Below are 16,372 nucleotides of genomic sequence, written 5' to 3' on the forward strand. Positions count from 1 at the left end.
TTGTCGGATACGGGGCCCCTGTCAATGGCGCGAGGGCCCGCGGCCGATGCCCGACCCCGGATTATTTCCGCGATTCAGCGGGATCGCGCTGCCGGACATCCCGGATGACCGGCCCGTGCTGATCGCGGGGCCGACGGCGAGCGGCAAGTCGGCCCTCGCCCTGCGGATTTCCGAGGAGCGGGGCGGCGTGATCGTCAACGCGGATGCGCTGCAGGTCTTCGACGGCTGGCGCATCCTGACCGCCCGCCCGGATGCGCGGGATCTCGCCCGCGCCTCCCACGCGCTCTACGGCCACGTCCCCCATGACGCCCGCTATTCCACGGGCGACTGGCTGCGCGATCTGCGCCCAGTTTTGTCGGGTCCCCTGCGCCCGATCATCGTCGGCGGCACCGGTCTCTTCTTCTCCGCCCTGACGGAGGGGCTTGCCGAGATCCCCCCGACCCCCGCCGAGGTGCGCGTTGAGGCCAACACTCTGAGCCTCGACACGCTCATCGCCGGGCTCGACACCCCGACCCGCGCCAATCTGGACCTTCAGAATCGCGCCCGGGTCCAGCGCGCCTGGGAAGTGGCCCGCGCCACCGGTCGCCAGATCGCGGACTGGCAGGCGGAGACGCCGCCGCCCGACCTGCCCCTGTCCGCTGCGGTCCCCCTTGTCCTGCGCACCGAGGTGCCCTGGCTCGACGCCCGCATCGCCGCGCGGTTCGACGCGATGCTGGCGGCCGGCGTGCTGGAGGAGGCCCGCGCGATGCGCCCGCGCTGGGACCCTGCCCACCAGAGCGCGAAGGCGATCGGCGCGGCAGAGCTCATCGCTCATGCGGATGGTCTGCTCGATATCGACGCGGTCCGGCAGCGCGTCGTCCTCGCAACACGTCAGTACGCGAAGCGGCAGCGGACATGGTTTCGGAATCGCATGAAAAGCTGGTCTGTCATCCCCCTTCCGTCCCCCGATTGACCACAGGATTGTCCACAGCGAATCCCTGCGTCGCCCCGCTTGGGCCTTGAACCTGCCACAGCTCCGGGGCGATGCTCGCCCGGGGCCTGACGTCCGGGATTTCGCCGCCATGAACGCGATGAACACTCAGCCGATCCGCGAGGAGAGCCATCTCGACCTCCGCAGCATCGGCAACTCCGCCATGGTGTCACGCTGGCGCACCGAGGCGATGCGCGCCCATTCCACCCCGCGGCTGATCTTCATCCACAAGGGCCAGGGCCGAATCACGGTCGCCGGGCTGACCTCCGGCTATGGTCCGAACAACCTGATCTTCGTGCCCGCAGGCACCATGTACGGCATCGAACTCGGCCCCACTGCCTATGGCCAGCTCGTGACCATTCCCCGCGCCATGGCCGACGACTGGCCGGAGGACCCGGTGCACCTGCGCCTGCGCGACGTCGCGGCGCAACGGGAGCTGGTCACGATCATGGACGGGCTCGAGGCCGAACTGCGGTCCGACCGTCCCGCCGCCACCCGCGCCGCCCATTACCAGGCCGGTCTCCTGTCGGTCTATTTCGAGCGGCAGTGCAGCACCGCAGAGCCCGAGTCCCGCCGGGAGACCAGCAGGGCCCGCCTTGCCGCGGCCTTCACCGATCTGGTGGAGCGCGACTTCCGGACCGGGCGAAGTGTTGCGGATTATGCCCGCGATCTCGGGGTGACCCCGACCCATCTCACGCGCGTCTGCAAGCAAAGCTGCGGCAAGTCCGCGCTGACCATCCTCAATCAGCGCGTCCATCTCGAAGCGAGACAGCTCCTGCGCGAAACCCGCAAGCCGATCAAGGACATAGCCTCCGGCCTCGGCTTCACTTCGGCAGCCTATTTCACCCGGTCCTTCCAGGCCGCCGCGGGCATGACCCCTTCGGACTTCCGTCGCGCCGCCGGGTAGGCCGCGGCGCACATCGCCTTGTCCGGACGGGCTTCCCCAGCTTCCTGACCCGTTCGTGACGCCCGCATCTGTTGACGCGACCGGCCAAAAAATGCCGAATATGGCGCAGACATCGCAGGAAACGTCGCAATCGGGCGACATCCTGTACAGGCCCGGTCGCGCAGCGGCCCCGATCGCGGGACAGGGAGACAGAGATGATCCGACAGACCTTGACCGGGGGCCCCGTCCACCCGGCCGCCAGGATCCATGCGCGCGACGCCCTCGCCGGAAAGCTCGACCGCCGCGAATTCATGGCCCGCACGACCGCCCTCGGCCTCACCGCCGCCGGGGCCTCCGCCCTGATCGGCCTGTCCGCCCCCGCGCTCGCCCAGTCCGCGGCCGCGCCCCGGCGCGGCGGCACGCTTCGGATGCAGATGGAAGTGCGCCAGCTCAAGGACCCGCGCACATTCGACTGGAGCGAGATGGCCTGGGTCGCCTCGGGCTGGCTCGAATATCTCGTCGAGTACAACAACGACGGCTCCTTCACCCCCATGCTGCTCGAAAGCTGGGAGGTCAGCGATGACGCCATGCACTACACGCTCAACGTCCGCCCCGGCGTGTCGTGGAACGACGGGACGCCCTTCACAGCAGAGGACGTGGCCTTCAACATCCGCAACTGGTGCCAGCGCGACGCCGAGGGCAACTCCATGGCCGGGCGCTTCGCCGTCATCATCGACGACGCCACCGGAGAGGCGATGGACGGCGCCATCGAGGTGGTGGACGACCTGACCGTGCGCCTCAACCTGCCCGCCCCCGACATCACGCTCATCGCGGGGATGGGCGACTATCCCGCCTGCATCGTGCCCCAGGACTACGATCCCGCCGATATCCTCTCGACCCAGAAGGGCACCGGCCCCTATCTCAACGTCGAACACGCGATCGGCGTGCGGTCGGTCCTCGTGCGCAACGAGGATCACGACTGGTGGGGCTACGCCGCGGGCAAGGGCGCCTGGCTCGACCGGATCGAGTTCATCGACTACGGTCAGGACCCGGTGTCCTGGCTCGCCGCCGCCGAGGCCGGGGAGGTGGACCTCGTCTACGAGTCCGTGGGCGACTTCATCGACCTCTTCGACGCGCTCGGCTGGACCCGCAGGGAGGTGGTCTCCGGCGCCACCATCGTGATCCGACCCAACCAGCTGGCCGAGGTGGACGGGATGCGTCCCTATGCCGACAAGCGCGTGCGCCAGGCTCTCGTGAAGGCCGTGGACAACACCGTCTGCCTCGATCTCGGCTATGCCGCGCGGGGCGTTCCCGCAGACAACCATCACGTCGCCCCGATCCATCCCGAATATGCCGAGGTGCCGCGTCTGCCCCACGATCCCGCCGCCGCCCTCGCGCTGCTCGAGGAGGCCGGCATGGCCGATTTCGAGTTCGAGCTCGTCTCGATCGACGACGACTGGCGCCGCAACACCACCGACGCCGTGGCGGCTCAACTGCGCGACGCGGGCTTCAGTGTCACCCGCTCCGTCATTCCGGGCAGCACCTTCTGGAACAACTGGACGACCTTTCCCTTCAGTTCCACAAACTGGAACCACCGCCCCCTCGGCACCCAGATCCTCGGCCTCGCCTATCGGTCGGGCGAACCGTGGAACGAGTTCGGCTTCGCCAGCGACGATTTCGACTCGCTCCTGGCGGAGGCCAATGCCATCGCCGACGCCGACGCGCGGCGCGAGGTGATGGCCCGGCTGCAGGCGATCCTCGTGGAGGAGGGCGTGACGATCCAGCCCTACTGGCGGTCGCTCTACCGCCACCACAGGCCCGAAGTGGTGGGCGCGGACATGCATATCGCCTACATGCCACGGCTCTACAGGTTCGGCTTCGCCGGGTGATCCATGGTCGGGGCCGCGCCCGCCATGGCGGGCTCGGCCCTTTTCTTTGCGCGCTCCGGACCTGCCGGGGCATATAGTCCGGAACCGGCAGCGGAACCGGACCAGGACAGGGGGGGCCGGGATGGGTCTGTTCATCCTCAGACGTCTGGGCGTGATGCTGCTGACGGCACTGTGCCTGACATTCATCGTGTTCTTCCTCACGAACCTTTCCCCGAATCTGGAGAAGCTGGCGAAGACCCAGGGCAACTTCCGCATGACCGACGCCCAGGTGGAGAGCTTCCTGCGCGATCGCGGTTACCTGCAGCCCACCATCGTCAAGTACGGCCAGTGGCTCGGCGTGACCCCGGGATGGGTCATCGAGGGCCGGGACGGCACGGTCCGCTCGAAATGCTTCGGGGAGCTGGAGACCGGCGACCTCCCCGAGGGCGAAACCAACCTCTGCGGCGTCCTTCAGGGCAACTGGGGCTACTCCACCGTCTTCCGCGACGACGTGGGAGAGATCATCGCGACCCGCCTCGCGCTGACCGGCAAGCTGATGTTCTGGGTGATGCTGGTGATGGTGCCCGGCGCGCTCGTGATCGGCGTGCTCGCGGGCATGCGTGAGGGCAGCCGCACCGACCGCTCCCTCTCCACCGTGTCGATCCTGACGACCGCGACACCGGAATATGTCTCCGGCGTCGTCTTCATCGCCGTTTTCGCCTCCTCGGCGGTGGGGCTCAGATGGTTCAACGGCTCGGCCACCTCCGCGATGGAACAGGCGACCTTCGTCAACTTCACCCTGCCTGTGATGACCATCGCCCTCTACGGCATGGGCTATATCGCCCGCATGACCCGCGCCTCGATGACCGAGGTGATGACCGCGCAATACATCCGCACGGCGCGTCTGAAGGGCGTCAGCTTCCGCAACATCGTGCTGAAGCACGCGCTGCGAAACGCGCTGATCGCCCCGTTCACGGTGATCATGCTGCAGTTTCCGTGGCTGCTGAACGGCGTGGTGATCGTGGAGACCATCTTCAACTACAAGGGCTTCGGCTGGACGCTCGTCCAGGCCGCCGGCAACAACGACATCGAGCTGCTGCTCGGCGTGTCGGTTGTGTCGGTCTTCGTCGTGCTCGTGACCCAGCTTCTGTCCGACATCGGCTACGTCTACCTCAACCCGCGCATCCGGATTTCGTAAGGAGGCCCGCCCATGGACCCGCTCACCTGGACCGGCGCGCTCGGGGTCGTCCTGAACCCGCTTCTCGCCATCGCCGCCGTGGCCTTCGTGCTGTCTGCGGTGGCGCAGTTCGTCCTGTCGTTCGCCGCGCCCGCCCCCACCCTGCAGGCCGAAGCCGACGGTACCCTCGCGCGCTCGCCGGGCCTCGTCGGCCTTGCGGACCAGGCGATGAAGTGGAGCTTCGGCGCGCTGATCCTCGTCCTTCTCGCCTATCTCGTGGGCGGCATCGTCATGCCCTATGGCGAGGCCGGCATCGTCGGCGCCGTCTCCGCGCGCTTCCTGCCGGTCTGGATCGCCCTTCTCGCCACCTTCGCCCTCTCCATCGCGACGAAGCGCAGCACGGGGCTCTACGGCAAGCTCTTTGACTCGACCATCGGCATGATCGGCTTCGGCCTCGTCATGTTCTGGGTCTTCACCGCCGTCTTCGTGGGCCTCTTCGACATGATCGCCACCCACGATCCGCTCCAGCAGATCGTCGCCATGAAGAACGAGCCCCCCGGGACGCCCGTCACGGGCGGCCCCGAAGGCATCTTTCCCCATTACCTCCTCGGCGGCGACAACCTCGCCCGCGACGTCTTCACCCGAATGGTCGAGGGCTCGGTCGTGGTCATGCAGGTGGCCCCCGTCGCCACCGTCTTCGCCTTCATGGTGGGCATCACCCTCGACCTGCCCGCGGGTTATTACGGAGGCCGGCTCGACACGGTGCTGTCCTTCCTCGCGAACCTCATCCTCGCCTTCCCGGTGATCCTGCTCTTCTATCTCCTCGTGACCCCGGAGATCGTGCAGACCGGCATTCCGTCCTACATGGCGGCGGTCCTCTTCGTCTTCCCCCTCGTGTTCTTCGCGGTCCTTCTGAACTCGCGCTACTACACCCGGCCCGGCCTGCGGACTCCGCTCCTCGCCGTGGTCCTCGGACTTCTCTTCGTCCTCTACTTCAGCCTCGTGAACGCCGCCGGCAGCCGCATCGACATCCCCGGCCTCGGTTGGCTCGACCTCTTCGACGTGCCGGGCGGTATCCTCGTCGTGTTCGTCTCGGTGGTCTTCGTCAACTCGCCCACGGTGTTCCGCATCGTCCGGGGCCTGGCCCTCGACATCAAGACACGCGACTACGTGGCCGCCGCCCAGACCCGCGGCGAGGGGGCGTGGTACATCATGCTCTGGGAGATCCTGCCCAACGCCCGCGGGCCCCTCATCGTCGATTTCTGCCTGCGCATCGGCTACACGACGATCCTTCTGGGCACGCTTGGCTTCTTCGGCCTCGGCCTGCCCCCAGAAAGTCCGGACTGGGGCACGACGATCAACGACGGCCGCCGCCTGATCTCCGTCTACCCCCACCCCGCCCTGCCGCCCGCCTTCGCGCTCCTGACCATGGTGCTGGGCCTCAATCTCCTCGCCGACGGCCTGCGCGAGGAAAGCCTGAAGGACTGAGCCCGCGAGACGCCCGAACGAACGACCTCGCCGAATGAGACCCTCCCCCCCTTTTCCGGCCTCAAGTATCCCGGGGGTCCGGGGGCGGAGCCCCCGGCGGATCGCCGCCGAAGGCGGCGAACCCAGAAGAAAGAGACCGCGATGACCGACACGCCCATCCTCGAAATCGAGAACCTCTCGATCTCCTTCTTCACGCGCCTGCGGGAGATCCCGGCGGTGATGGATTTCTCCTGCACCGTCCGCCCCGGCGAGGCGATGGGCCTCGTGGGCGAGAGCGGCTGCGGCAAGTCCACCGTGGCGCTCGGCGTGATGCAGGACCTCGGGGTCAACGGCCGCATCACCGGCGGCAGCGTCCGCTTCAAGGGCCGCGACCTGAACGACATGTCTCCCGAGGAGCTGCGCCGCATCCGGGGCCGCGAGATCGCGATGATCTACCAGGAGCCCATGGCCTCGCTCAATCCCGCCATGAAGATCGGTCGTCAGCTCATGGAGGTGCCGATGATCCACGAGGGCCTCCCGGAGAAGGACGCCCGGCGGCGCGCCCTCGAGGTCGTCAGCGACGTGAAGCTGCCCGATCCCGAGCGCATCCTGCGCGCCTATCCGCATCAGCTCTCCGGCGGCCAGCAGCAGCGCATCGTCATCGCCATGGCGCTGATGGCGAACCCGTCGCTTCTGATCCTCGACGAGCCCACGACCGCGCTCGACGTGACGGTGGAGGCGGCGGTGGTCGATCTGGTGAAGGAGCTCGGCCGCAAGTACGGCACCTCCATGCTCTTCATCTCCCACAACCTCGGGCTGGTGCTGGAGACCTGCGACCGGATCTGCGTGATGTATTCCGGCGAGGCGGTGGAGACGGGCTCCATCCGCGACGTGTTCGACAGGATGCGCCATCCCTACACCCAGGCGCTCTTCCGTTCGATCCCGCTGCCCGGCGCGGACAAGACGACGCGGCCGCTGAAGGCGATCCCGGGCAACTTCCCCCTGCCCCACGAACGCCCCCCGGGCTGCAACTTCGGGCCCCGCTGCGATTATTTCGAGGAGGGGCGCTGCAATGCGCAGGCGATCCCGATGCTGGGCGTGCCGGGAGACGACCGCCACGAGACCCGCTGTCTGCGCACCCACGAGATCGACTGGAGCGCGCCTCCGCCCGCCGCGAGCCGCGGAGACAGGACCGAACCGGGCCGGGTCGTTCTCCGGATGGATGCGCTGCGGAAGTATTACGAGGTCGCCGCCTCCGCCCTCTTCGGCGGCAAGGAGAAACGCGTGGTCAGGGCCAACGAGACCCTGAGCTTCGAGGCCCGGGAAAGCGAGACCCTGGCCATCGTGGGCGAGAGCGGCTGCGGCAAGTCCACCTTCGCCAAGGTCCTCATGGGCCTCGAGACCGCGACCTCCGGCCAGATCCTCCTCGACAACCGCAGCATCGGCGACGTGGCCATCGAGAAGCGCGACACGTCCACCGTCTCGGATATCCAGATGGTGTTCCAGAACCCGTTCGACACGCTCAACCCCTCGATGACCGTGGGCAACCAGATCATCCGCGCGCTGGAGATCTTCGGCATCGGCGACACCCAGGCGACGCGGCGCCAGCGGATGCTCGAACTCCTCGATCTCGTGAAACTGCCCCGAGAATTCGCCGACCGGATGCCGCGGCAGCTTTCGGGCGGGCAGAAGCAACGCGTCGGCATCGCCCGCGCCTTCGCCGGCGACGCGCGGATCGTGGTGGCGGACGAGCCTGTCTCGGCGCTCGACGTTTCGGTGCAGGCCGCCGTCACCGACCTGCTGATGGACATCCAGCGCGACAAGAAGACGACGCTGCTTTTCATCTCCCACGATCTCTCCATCGTCCGGTATCTCTCGGACCGGGTGATGGTGATGTATCTCGGCCATGTGGTGGAGCTGGGCACGACGGAACAAGTCTTCGCCCCGCCCTATCATCCCTATACCGAGGCGCTGCTGTCGGCCGTGCCCGTCGCCGACACGCGTGTGACGAAACAGCACATCGTGCTCGAGGGCGACGTGCCCTCGGCGATGAACCCGCCTCCGGGCTGCCCCTTCCAGACCCGGTGCCGGTGGAAGTCGAAGGTTCCGGACAACCGATGCGAGACCGAGGTCCCGCCCCAGGTCACCGTCGCCGAAGGCCACCAGATCAAGTGCTGGCTCTCGGACGCGGAGCGCGCCTCCATGGCGCCGGTGTTCACCGTCGCCGCGGAATAGCGCCACCGGACGCGTCATGCATCTGCCGCGCCAGGTTGCGCTCGCCTCCCCGCCGTCGCAGGATCAGGCAAGGGGCCTCGGGTCCGCGCCGCACCTCCGCCGTGCCGCCGGAGCCCTCCCGCGGAACGGAAGGACCAGACGTCAGATGAGACCGAAGATCGCGCCGGCAATCCTCCTCGCGGCGAGCCTTCTCGCCGGCCCCGCCCTGGCCCAGGGCTTCGTCCCGATCCACCATGGCGAGGCGAGCCGCATCGCGCCCTATTCCGACCCGGTGCGCGGCTGGCGCATCGCCGCGGCGCGCGATGCCGGCGGCTTCTCCTTCTGCACGGCGACCCGGGGCGAGGACAGGAACCGCGTCCGGATCGGTTCGGACGGCGTGGCCTGGCAGATCGCCGTCGTCGACGAGGAGAACCGGGTGGCCCGGGACGGCACGATCCTCGCGGTCATCGACAACCGCCCCTGGGAGCTCCAGCCGGTGCGCGTCGGCAACTGGCTTATCGCCCGGGTGCCGCCGACGATGTACGAGCAGCTTCGCCTCGGGGATGCCCTGACCGTGGACATCGGGGGCCGCCTCCTGCGCCGCGATCTGGCCGGTTCCCTCGCCGCCATGACCCGTGTGGGCGAATGCGTCCGCCGCCGCGGCGTGTCGGGGGGCTGAACGCCGGAGTCGGGCTGCGCGCCGGAACAGACGGGCCCGGAAGTCATTGCCTCCGCAAAGGAGGTCCCCATGTCCCAGACCGATCTGTCGTGGTCCGTCCCCGTCATGCGCAGCGGCTATGCCGGGCGCGGACTCGTCTATCTTGCCGTCGCCGGGCTCTCGCTCTGGGCCATCTGGCGCGGCGGTTCGGCCCAGGGCACCGGGTCCGCGCTGCAGGAGATCGAGTCCGGCTGGGGCGGGACCACGCTCCTCGTCCTCATCGCGCTGGGGCTTCTGGCCTACATGGTCTGGCGCCTCGTCGATGCCGCCTGGGACCTCGAGGCCTACGGCAGCGACGGAGAGGGGACCGTGGCGCGTCTCGGAATGGTCACGACCGGCGTGATCCACGGCGCGCTCGGCATCGGCGCCTTGCTCATCGCCTTCGGCACCGGCGGCTCGGGCGGCGGCTCCTCCGTCGCGGAGGGCACCGCCGCGGTGATGGCCCAGCCCTTCGGCCGCTGGCTGGTCGGGCTTGCGGGGGTCGCGACGATCGGCGCCGGACTCTACTATCTCCGCAAGGCCTGGAAGGAGGAATACCACAAGCACCTCCGCGCCAACCCCGCGACACTGCGGCTGAACCCGGTGCTCAAGGCCGGCGTCGCGGCCCAGGGCGTGGTGGTGACCATCGTCGGCGGCTTTCTCGTGACCGCCGCGTTGCAGGCCGATGCCAGCGAGGCAGGCGGACTCGGCCAGACCTTCGGCTGGCTCTACGGCCAGCCTTTCGGGCAGGTTCTCGTTGTGCTGCTCTGCCTCGGGCTTCTCGGGTTCGCGTTCTTCTGCTTCGTCAACGCAGCCTACCGGATCGTACCCAAGGTCGCCGGCGACGATGTGGAGACCCTCGGTCGCAAGCTCAGGCAGAAGGCGCGGACGGCGACCTAGTGGTCAGTCTCCGAGAATGACCCGGACGTAATTCTGCGTCTCGCGGAACGGGGGGATCCCGCCGTACTGCTCCACCGCTCCGGGGCCGGCGTTGTAGGCCGCCAGCGCCAGGCGCCAGTCCCGGAAGGTCTCGAACTGCTCGCGCAAATAGCGCGCGCCCCCGTCGAGGTTCTCGGCCGGGTCCCAGACATTGCGCACGCCGAGATAGCGCGCCGTCCCCGGCATGAGCTGCGCCAGGCCCTGCGCGCCCGCATGGCTGATCGCCCTCGGGTTCCATCCGCTTTCCTGCTGTACCAGACGCAGGAACAGGTCGGGCGGGATGCCGTGCTTCATCGCCGCGGACCGGGCAAGATCGAGGAAGGGTCCGGAGTAGCGCCCCTGATACCGCACCGACCCGAGGTCCTGCGGCGAGCCCGGAACCACGACCCGTGGCGGCTGCAGCCGGACGGAGCCCGCATATTGCTGTGCCGCCCGCGTATCGAGAACGTCGAGCTGGGAGCGCAGGATCGCGGCCCGGTTTGAGGTCGACAGGCTTTGCGCCATGCTCTCGCCCGCTACCAGAGCGAACGCCGCCGACAATCCCAAAGCAAGTCTCATCCCGTGTCCCCGAGGCCGATGACCCTGCGACCATAGAGGGCGCGGGCGCCTGCGCCAATCCTCCGCGTCCGTTTTCCGCGGCGGCGTGGCGCTCAGGCTCTGTTAACCTTGTCGCGTCATGCCTAGTGTCGCGAAACGACTCGGAACGGAAGCGGGAGGCGGGCAATGGCCGGCAGCGTGAACAAGGTGATCCTCATCGGCAATCTGGGCCGCGACCCGGAGGTGCGGACCTTTCAGAACGGCGGCAAGGTCTGCAACCTCAGGATCGCCACTTCCGAGACCTGGAAGGACCGCAACACCGGCGAACGCCGGGAGCGGACGGAGTGGCACACCGTGGCCATCTTCAACGAGAACCTCGTGCGCCTTGCCGAGCAGTATCTGAAGAAGGGCTCCAAGGTGTATATCGAGGGCAAGCTCGAAACCCGGAAATGGCAGGATCAGTCCGGTCAGGACCGCTACTCGACCGAGGTCGTCCTGCGCCCCTACGCCGGGGAGATGACCTTCCTCGACGGCCGTGATGGCGGCGGCGGAGGGGGCGGCGGCTACGGTGACGACCGTGGCGGCTATGGCGGCGGCTACGGCGACGAGCGCGGCGGCGGTGGCGGAGGCCCCTCCTCGGGCGGTTACGGCGGCCCGTCCGGCGCCGACATCGACGACGAAATCCCTTTCTGACACCCGCGCCACCCGGACTGGCGGGTGTCAAGCCCGCCACCTCCGTCGGATCACCCCTGACAGGACGCTCTCACACCCCCGCCCAATCCCCGTAGGGCGGGTTTACGATCCGCCACCCCACGCGCCGAAAACCGCCCCGTCACGCGAGCGCGCTCTCCCCGAGCACCGCGAGCACCGCCTCCGCGGGCACGTCCGCCGTCACGAAGGCCTCGCCGATCCCCCGCGCCAGCACGAACCTGAGCCGCCCCGCGACCACCTTCTTGTCCTGCCCCATCAGCCCCAGCAGGACCTCCGGCCCCGGCAGGTCCCCGGGGATGTCCGACAGATCCGCCTTCATCCCCATCGCCGCCAGATGCGCCCTGACCCTGACCGGCTCTTCCTGCGAGCAGAGCCCCAGCCGCGCCGACAGATCGAAGGCCAGTGCACAGCCGATCGCCACGCCCTCGCCATGGAGCAGCCGGTCCGAATAGCCCGTCGCGGCCTCGAGCGCATGGCAGAAGGTATGCCCGAGATTGAGCAGAGCGCGGTCCCCCTGCTCGGTCTCGTCGCGCACCACGATCTCGGCCTTCATCTCCACCGACCGCGTCACGGCGGCGATCAGCGCCGCGCCGTCCTCGTGCAGCCGCGGCCCCGCCGCCTCGAGCCGGGCGAAGAACTCCGCATCCCCGAGCAGCCCGTATTTCACCACCTCGCCGTATCCGGCGAGGAAATCCCGCCGAGACAGGCTCGCCAGCAGGGCCGTGTCCGCCAGCACAAGCGACGGCTGGTGAAACGCCCCGATCAGGTTCTTGCCCGCGGCGGCGTTGATCCCCGTCTTGCCGCCCACCGATGAATCGACCTGAGCCAGCAATGTCGTCGGCACCTGGACGAACCGGACGCCGCGCCGCAGGACGGCGGCGGCAAATCCCGCCAGATCGCCGATCACCCCGCCGCCGAAGGCCAGGACCACGTCGCCCCGCTCCACCTTCTGCTCCAGGAGCCAGTCGACGGCCCGGCTGAGCTGGGTCCAGCCCTTGGTGGCCTCTCCGGGCGGCAGCGCCAGCGAAACCGCCTCGATGCCCTCCGCCGCCAGGCCCGCCTCCAGCGCCGGCAGGTGCAGCGCCGCGACCCGCTCCTCGGTCAGCACGGTGACCCGGGGGCGCCCGAGAAGCGGCGCGATCTCCGCTCCCGCCCGCTCCAGAAGCCCCGCGCCGATCCGCACGTCGTAGGCCCGACCCGGAAGGTTCACCCGCACCGTCTCGAGCGGCCCCGCTTCATCCCGCATTGCGCGTCTCCAATACGTCGGGCCGCGCCGCAAGCGCGCGAATCACGGCATCCGTCATGTCCTCGATCGCATAGGCCGGATCGGCCTTCACGGCGAGATCGGCCAGCGCATAGACAGGCGTCCGCTCCGCGTGGAGCGCCCGGAGCGTCGCCCTGGGATCGGCGGTGCGCAGCAGCGGACGCGTCGTCTTGTGCCGCACCCGGTCCCACAACAGCGGCAGGTCGGCGTCGAGCCAGACGGCGACGCCGGAGGCCGAGATCGCCCTCCGGTTCCGCTCCGCCAGAAAGGCGCCGCCCCCCGTGGAGAGCACGACCGCCGGGCCGCCCAGCAGCCGCGCGATCACCTCCGCCTCGCGGTCCCGGAAGAACCCCTCGCCGTCCCGCGCGAATATCTCCGAGATGCTCGCCGCCGCCGCCCGCTCGATCTCCTCGTCGGAATCGACGAAGCGCACGCCCAGCCGCGCGGCCAGCGCGCGGCCCACGGCGGTCTTGCCCGAGCCCATCATCCCCACGAGCGTCACCGTCCGCAGGAGCCGCCCGCCGGGCCTCGTCCCCGCGGACCCGCGTCCCGTACCGTCCGGTCCCGGCGACCTCTCCTCCATGACGCACAAAACCCCTCAAGACCGTCGGTCGACCCTGTGCCGGCGATTTTCTACCGTCAATGGGTCGGGAAACACGCGGAGGGCGTGAACTCCGCCCAAAGGATGTCTATAGAGACCCCGACAGGGCAAGGCGACGGTCGGCGACCGCCCGCCGGGACGGCCCGGGACCGGGCAGGCGACGAGGAGGCAGAGGATGCTGTGGCGATTGATCAAGCTGCTGTTCTGGCTCGCTTTGCTGGGCGGCATTGCCCTTGTGGCCTATGCCTACATCGGACCCGTGTTCTTTCCCGACGATTTCGCGCCGCCCAGCGGCGAGGTGATCATCCCCCTGACGCTGGAGCCCGCGGAGTGAACCGGACCAGCCCCACGGCCGCCTTCCTCGCGCTGGCCCTGACGCTGCCCCAGTCCGCCGCGGCCCAGGAGGGCGACCAGACGGGTCGTCCGCTCTCGGCGATCGACTGGCTGTCGGAAAGCGTGAGCGCTCCCGACCCGCTGACGGCAGCGCCGGCGCGTCCCCGTCCCCGGCCCGAGGGCGAGGCGCCCATCGCCGAAACCGCCGCGGTGCCGCAGGTCACGGTGCTGCCCCTCGGGTCCGCCTCTCCCGATCCGCTCGGCCTTCTGGCCCCGTCCGTCACCGGTCTGCCGCGCAGCCTCTGGTCGGGCTCCGCGGTGGACACGCTCGCCGCCCTGATCGCCGCCGAGCGGATCGACACCCTGCCCGCCATGCGCGACCTTCTGCGCGTGCTGCTCCTGGCCGAAGCCGATCCCCCCGCCTCGGCGGGCCCCGACGGCGCGCTCTTTCTCGCGCGGATCGACAAGCTTCTGGACCTCGGCGCGCTCGATCCGGCGTGGGAACTTCTGGCCGCGACCGATCCCGACAATCCCGCCCTCTTCCGCCGCTACTTCGACGTGGCGCTTCTGACCGGGCGCGAGGGTCAGGCCTGCCGCCTGATGGCCTCCCGTCCCGAGCTCGCGCCCACCCTCTCGGCACGCATCTTCTGCCTCGCCCATGTCGGCGACTGGCCCGCGGCCGCACTGACGCTGAACACCGCGCGCGCGCTCGGCGACGTGACCGCACGCGAGGACGCGCTCCTGACGCGGTTCCTCGATCCGCAGCTCTTCGAGGGCCTGCCGCCCCTGCCGATCCCCGAGCGACCCACGCCGCTCGACTTCCGCATGCGCGAGGGCATCGGCGAGGCACTCTCCACCCTCGATCTGCCGCGCGCCTTCGCCCATGCCGACCTGCGGGAGATCAATGGCTGGAAGGCGCGGCTCGAGGCCGCCGAACGGCTGGTGCGGATGGGCGCGGTGGACGAGGCCGTCCTCTTCGGTCTCTACACCCTGCGCCGCCCCGCCGCCTCGGGCTCGGTCTGGGACCGGGCCGCCGCGATCCAGGATCTCGACACGGCCCTCGCCGCGAATGACGCCGAAGCGGTCGCCGGGGCCCTGCCCGGGGCCTGGACCGCGATGCAGGCCGCCCGGATCGAGGTGTCCTTCGCGCGGCTTCTCGCCCCGCGCCTCGCCGATATCCCGCTCGAGGGAGAGGCCGCGACGCTGGCGTTCCGCATCGGCCTGCTCAGCGACGCCTACGAGGAGATCGCCCGCGACCGCACCCCCGCGACAGAGCAGGAGCGGCTCTGGATCGCCGTCGCCACCGGAGCCCCCCTGCCCGAACCTCCCCGCAGCCAGCCCGCCGCCGCGATCCAGACCGCCTTCGAGGGCATGCCCGCGCCGGATCGGCTCATGGACATGGTCGGCGAGGACCGGCTGGGCGAGGCGATCCTGCGCGCCATCGCCCTCTTCGATTCCGGACAGTCCGGCGATCCCGGCGCCCTGACCGAGGCCCTGGCCTTCTTCCGCGCGGTCGGGCTCGAGGACACCGCCCGGCGCGCGGCGCTGCAACTCCTGCTGCTCGAGCGCGCCCCGTGACGGAGGCAGCCGCCGCCCGCCCCATGGAGCACTGGATCCAGGCCTTCCTCGAGGCCCAGGCTGCCGAACTCGACGCCGCCCGCAACACGCTCCTCGCCTATGGGCGCGACCTGCGCGACGTCGCGGGCTGGCTCGCCCGCCAGGACAGCCATTTCGCGACTGCCGACCGCGACGCGATCGAGCGCTACCTGATCCACTGCGAGGCCCACGGCCTGTCACGCGCGACCCGTGCCCGGCGCCTGTCGGCGATCCGCCAGCTCTACCGGTTCGCCTTCGAGGAAGGCTGGCGCTCCAGCAATCCCGCCATCGAGATATCAGGCCCCGGCCGCGACCGCCGCTTGCCGAAGACGCTTTCGGTGGCGGATGTGGACCAGCTTCTTGCGGCCGCCCGCGAGACCTCCGAACCCCTGCGCGACACCTGCCTGATGGAGCTGCTCTATGCCACGGGCATGCGGGTGACCGAGCTTGTCTCGCTGCCGGTGGCGGCCGCGCGCGGCGACCCGCGGATGCTGCTCGTGCGCGGCAAGGGCGACAAGGAGCGCATGGTCCCCCTCTCTCCGGCCGCCCGCGCGGCCCTCTCGGACTGGCTCGCCCGCCGCGACGACGTCGATGACCTCTCCCGCCGCGAGAGGGGCGCCGCGTCGTCTCGTTTCCTCTTTCCCTCGCCCTCCTCCGCCGGGCACCTGACGCGACAGCGCTTCTTCGGTCTGATCAAGGAGATCGCGGTCAGGGCGGGCGTCTCTCCCGCCACGGTGACGCCCCACACCCTGCGCCACGCCTTCGCCACGCATCTGCTGCAGGGCGGCGCCGACCTGCGCTCGATCCAGACGCTCCTTGGCCATGCAGATGTCGGCACGACCGAGATCTACACCCATGTTCTCGAGGAGCGCCTCCGCGATCTGGTGTTCGAACACCACCCGCTCGCGCGCGATTCCGGGCGGGGGCTGGGCTGAGGCCCGGCCTAGGCCGACCGCAACCGATCCCCTCCCGTGGGCCGGGCTTCTGCCCGGCCCCCTTCGCCGATCCGACCCTTTCCGAAAACCCTGCGGCAAATTCGTATACGACCGTATACCGGCCTTTCCCGACGCCGCCCTTTGCGCTATTGCCGCCGCGAACCCTACCCAAGCGCC

The 16,372-nt window shown here is 69.5% G+C and carries 15 protein-coding genes; 12 read left to right on the forward strand and 3 right to left on the reverse strand.

The genetic code is table 11. From position 1 onward, the window contains the following. Nucleotides 1–46: 46 nt before the first annotated feature. The 8 genes from miaA (at nucleotide 47) to EAT49_RS02165 (ending at nucleotide 10,179) form a co-directional block, all read left to right on the forward strand. Nucleotides 47–952: a tRNA (adenosine(37)-N6)-dimethylallyltransferase MiaA gene (gene miaA, locus EAT49_RS02130; RefSeq protein WP_123640617.1), complete on the forward strand. Its 906-nt coding sequence runs from the start codon at nucleotides 47–49 to the stop codon at nucleotides 950–952. Between the two features lie 109 nt (nucleotides 953–1,061). Beyond that, on the forward strand, nucleotides 1,062–1,877 hold the full coding sequence (locus EAT49_RS02135; protein WP_246003728.1) for a helix-turn-helix domain-containing protein: 816 nt from the start codon (nucleotides 1,062–1,064) through the stop codon (nucleotides 1,875–1,877). 194 nt (nucleotides 1,878–2,071) lie between these two features. Beyond that, nucleotides 2,072–3,745 carry an ABC transporter substrate-binding protein gene (locus EAT49_RS02140; protein WP_123640618.1) on the forward strand — a complete coding sequence of 558 codons (1,674 nt, stop codon included), beginning with the start codon at nucleotides 2,072–2,074 and terminating at the stop codon, nucleotides 3,743–3,745. A gap of 121 nt (nucleotides 3,746–3,866) precedes the next feature. Continuing rightward, a complete protein-coding gene (locus EAT49_RS02145; protein ID WP_123640619.1) occupies nucleotides 3,867–4,922 on the forward strand; it encodes an ABC transporter permease in 1,056 nt (351 codons plus the stop codon). A 12-nt stretch (nucleotides 4,923–4,934) separates the two neighbouring features. After that, the gene (locus EAT49_RS02150) at nucleotides 4,935–6,389 is read left to right on the forward strand and encodes an ABC transporter permease (protein ID WP_123640620.1); all 1,455 of its coding nucleotides are present in this window, start codon (nucleotides 4,935–4,937) and stop codon (nucleotides 6,387–6,389) included. 141 nt (nucleotides 6,390–6,530) lie between these two features. Beyond that, the gene (locus EAT49_RS02155) at nucleotides 6,531–8,603 is read left to right on the forward strand and encodes an ABC transporter ATP-binding protein (protein ID WP_123640621.1); all 2,073 of its coding nucleotides are present in this window, start codon (nucleotides 6,531–6,533) and stop codon (nucleotides 8,601–8,603) included. A 145-nt stretch (nucleotides 8,604–8,748) separates the two neighbouring features. Then, nucleotides 8,749–9,261 carry a hypothetical protein gene (locus tag EAT49_RS02160; protein WP_123640622.1) on the forward strand — a complete coding sequence of 171 codons (513 nt, stop codon included), beginning with the start codon at nucleotides 8,749–8,751 and terminating at the stop codon, nucleotides 9,259–9,261. Between the two features lie 69 nt (nucleotides 9,262–9,330). After that, nucleotides 9,331–10,179 carry a DUF1206 domain-containing protein gene (locus EAT49_RS02165; RefSeq protein ID WP_123640623.1) on the forward strand — a complete coding sequence of 283 codons (849 nt, stop codon included), beginning with the start codon at nucleotides 9,331–9,333 and terminating at the stop codon, nucleotides 10,177–10,179. A gap of 3 nt (nucleotides 10,180–10,182) precedes the next feature. Here EAT49_RS02165 and EAT49_RS02170 read toward each other — a convergent pair whose 3' ends face one another. Beyond that, nucleotides 10,183–10,776, reverse strand: a complete 594-nt coding sequence (locus tag EAT49_RS02170; RefSeq protein ID WP_246003729.1) for a lytic transglycosylase domain-containing protein — start codon at nucleotides 10,774–10,776, stop codon at nucleotides 10,183–10,185. Between the two features lie 165 nt (nucleotides 10,777–10,941). Here EAT49_RS02170 and ssb point away from each other — a divergent pair, with 165 nt between their 5' ends. Next, nucleotides 10,942–11,448, forward strand: a complete 507-nt coding sequence (gene ssb / locus EAT49_RS02175) for a single-stranded DNA-binding protein (RefSeq protein WP_123640624.1) — start codon at nucleotides 10,942–10,944, stop codon at nucleotides 11,446–11,448. A 139-nt stretch (nucleotides 11,449–11,587) separates the two neighbouring features. On the opposite strand, the gene aroB is transcribed toward ssb, so the two are convergent. Both aroB and EAT49_RS02185 read right to left on the reverse strand, forming a co-directional pair. Further along, nucleotides 11,588–12,712, reverse strand: coding sequence for a 3-dehydroquinate synthase (gene aroB / locus EAT49_RS02180; RefSeq protein ID WP_123640625.1), 1,125 nt, complete (start codon nucleotides 12,710–12,712; stop codon nucleotides 11,588–11,590). Further along, nucleotides 12,702–13,313 carry a shikimate kinase gene (locus tag EAT49_RS02185; protein ID WP_123640626.1) on the reverse strand — a complete coding sequence of 204 codons (612 nt, stop codon included), beginning with the start codon at nucleotides 13,311–13,313 and terminating at the stop codon, nucleotides 12,702–12,704. The genes aroB and EAT49_RS02185 overlap by 11 nt, the downstream gene beginning before the upstream one ends. A gap of 193 nt (nucleotides 13,314–13,506) precedes the next feature. Here EAT49_RS02185 and EAT49_RS21035 point away from each other — a divergent pair, with 193 nt between their 5' ends. Genes EAT49_RS21035 through EAT49_RS02195 form a run of 3 tightly spaced genes read left to right on the forward strand, consistent with a single transcriptional unit; the run spans nucleotide 13,507 to nucleotide 16,195 of the window. Further along, nucleotides 13,507–13,665, forward strand: a complete 159-nt coding sequence (locus EAT49_RS21035) for a hypothetical protein (RefSeq protein WP_185020621.1) — start codon at nucleotides 13,507–13,509, stop codon at nucleotides 13,663–13,665. Then, nucleotides 13,662–15,242, forward strand: a complete 1,581-nt coding sequence (locus EAT49_RS02190) for a hypothetical protein (protein WP_246003730.1) — start codon at nucleotides 13,662–13,664, stop codon at nucleotides 15,240–15,242. The genes EAT49_RS21035 and EAT49_RS02190 overlap by 4 nt, the downstream gene beginning before the upstream one ends. A gap of 23 nt (nucleotides 15,243–15,265) precedes the next feature. Continuing rightward, on the forward strand, nucleotides 15,266–16,195 hold the full coding sequence (locus tag EAT49_RS02195) for a site-specific tyrosine recombinase XerD (RefSeq protein WP_123640820.1): 930 nt from the start codon (nucleotides 15,266–15,268) through the stop codon (nucleotides 16,193–16,195). Nucleotides 16,196–16,372 lie beyond the last annotated feature (177 nt).

Origin of the sequence: Histidinibacterium lentulum (assembly GCF_003789055.1) — a bacterium.
In the GTDB taxonomy this organism is placed as follows: domain Bacteria; phylum Pseudomonadota; class Alphaproteobacteria; order Rhodobacterales; family Rhodobacteraceae; genus Oceanicola; species Oceanicola lentulus.

Bases quoted from the DNA above. Each gene is read 5' to 3' on its own strand.
- miaA (WP_123640617.1), top strand. From the start codon at position 47: ATGCCCGACCCCGGATTATTTCCGCGATTCAGCGGGATCGCGCTGCCG.
- EAT49_RS02135 (WP_246003728.1), top strand. From the start codon at position 1,062: ATGAACGCGATGAACACTCAGCCGATCCGCGAGGAGAGCCATCTCGAC.
- EAT49_RS02140 (WP_123640618.1), top strand. From the start codon at position 2,072: ATGATCCGACAGACCTTGACCGGGGGCCCCGTCCACCCGGCCGCCAGG.
- EAT49_RS02145 (WP_123640619.1), top strand. From the start codon at position 3,867: ATGGGTCTGTTCATCCTCAGACGTCTGGGCGTGATGCTGCTGACGGCA.
- EAT49_RS02150 (WP_123640620.1), top strand. From the start codon at position 4,935: ATGGACCCGCTCACCTGGACCGGCGCGCTCGGGGTCGTCCTGAACCCG.
- EAT49_RS02155 (WP_123640621.1), top strand. From the start codon at position 6,531: ATGACCGACACGCCCATCCTCGAAATCGAGAACCTCTCGATCTCCTTC.
- EAT49_RS02160 (WP_123640622.1), top strand. From the start codon at position 8,749: ATGAGACCGAAGATCGCGCCGGCAATCCTCCTCGCGGCGAGCCTTCTC.
- EAT49_RS02165 (WP_123640623.1), top strand. From the start codon at position 9,331: ATGTCCCAGACCGATCTGTCGTGGTCCGTCCCCGTCATGCGCAGCGGC.
- EAT49_RS02170 (WP_246003729.1), bottom strand. From the start codon at position 10,776: ATGAGACTTGCTTTGGGATTGTCGGCGGCGTTCGCTCTGGTAGCGGGC.
- ssb (WP_123640624.1), top strand. From the start codon at position 10,942: ATGGCCGGCAGCGTGAACAAGGTGATCCTCATCGGCAATCTGGGCCGC.
- aroB (WP_123640625.1), bottom strand. From the start codon at position 12,712: ATGCGGGATGAAGCGGGGCCGCTCGAGACGGTGCGGGTGAACCTTCCG.
- EAT49_RS02185 (WP_123640626.1), bottom strand. From the start codon at position 13,313: ATGGAGGAGAGGTCGCCGGGACCGGACGGTACGGGACGCGGGTCCGCG.
- EAT49_RS21035 (WP_185020621.1), top strand. From the start codon at position 13,507: ATGCTGTGGCGATTGATCAAGCTGCTGTTCTGGCTCGCTTTGCTGGGC.
- EAT49_RS02195 (WP_123640820.1), top strand. From the start codon at position 15,266: ATGGAGCACTGGATCCAGGCCTTCCTCGAGGCCCAGGCTGCCGAACTC.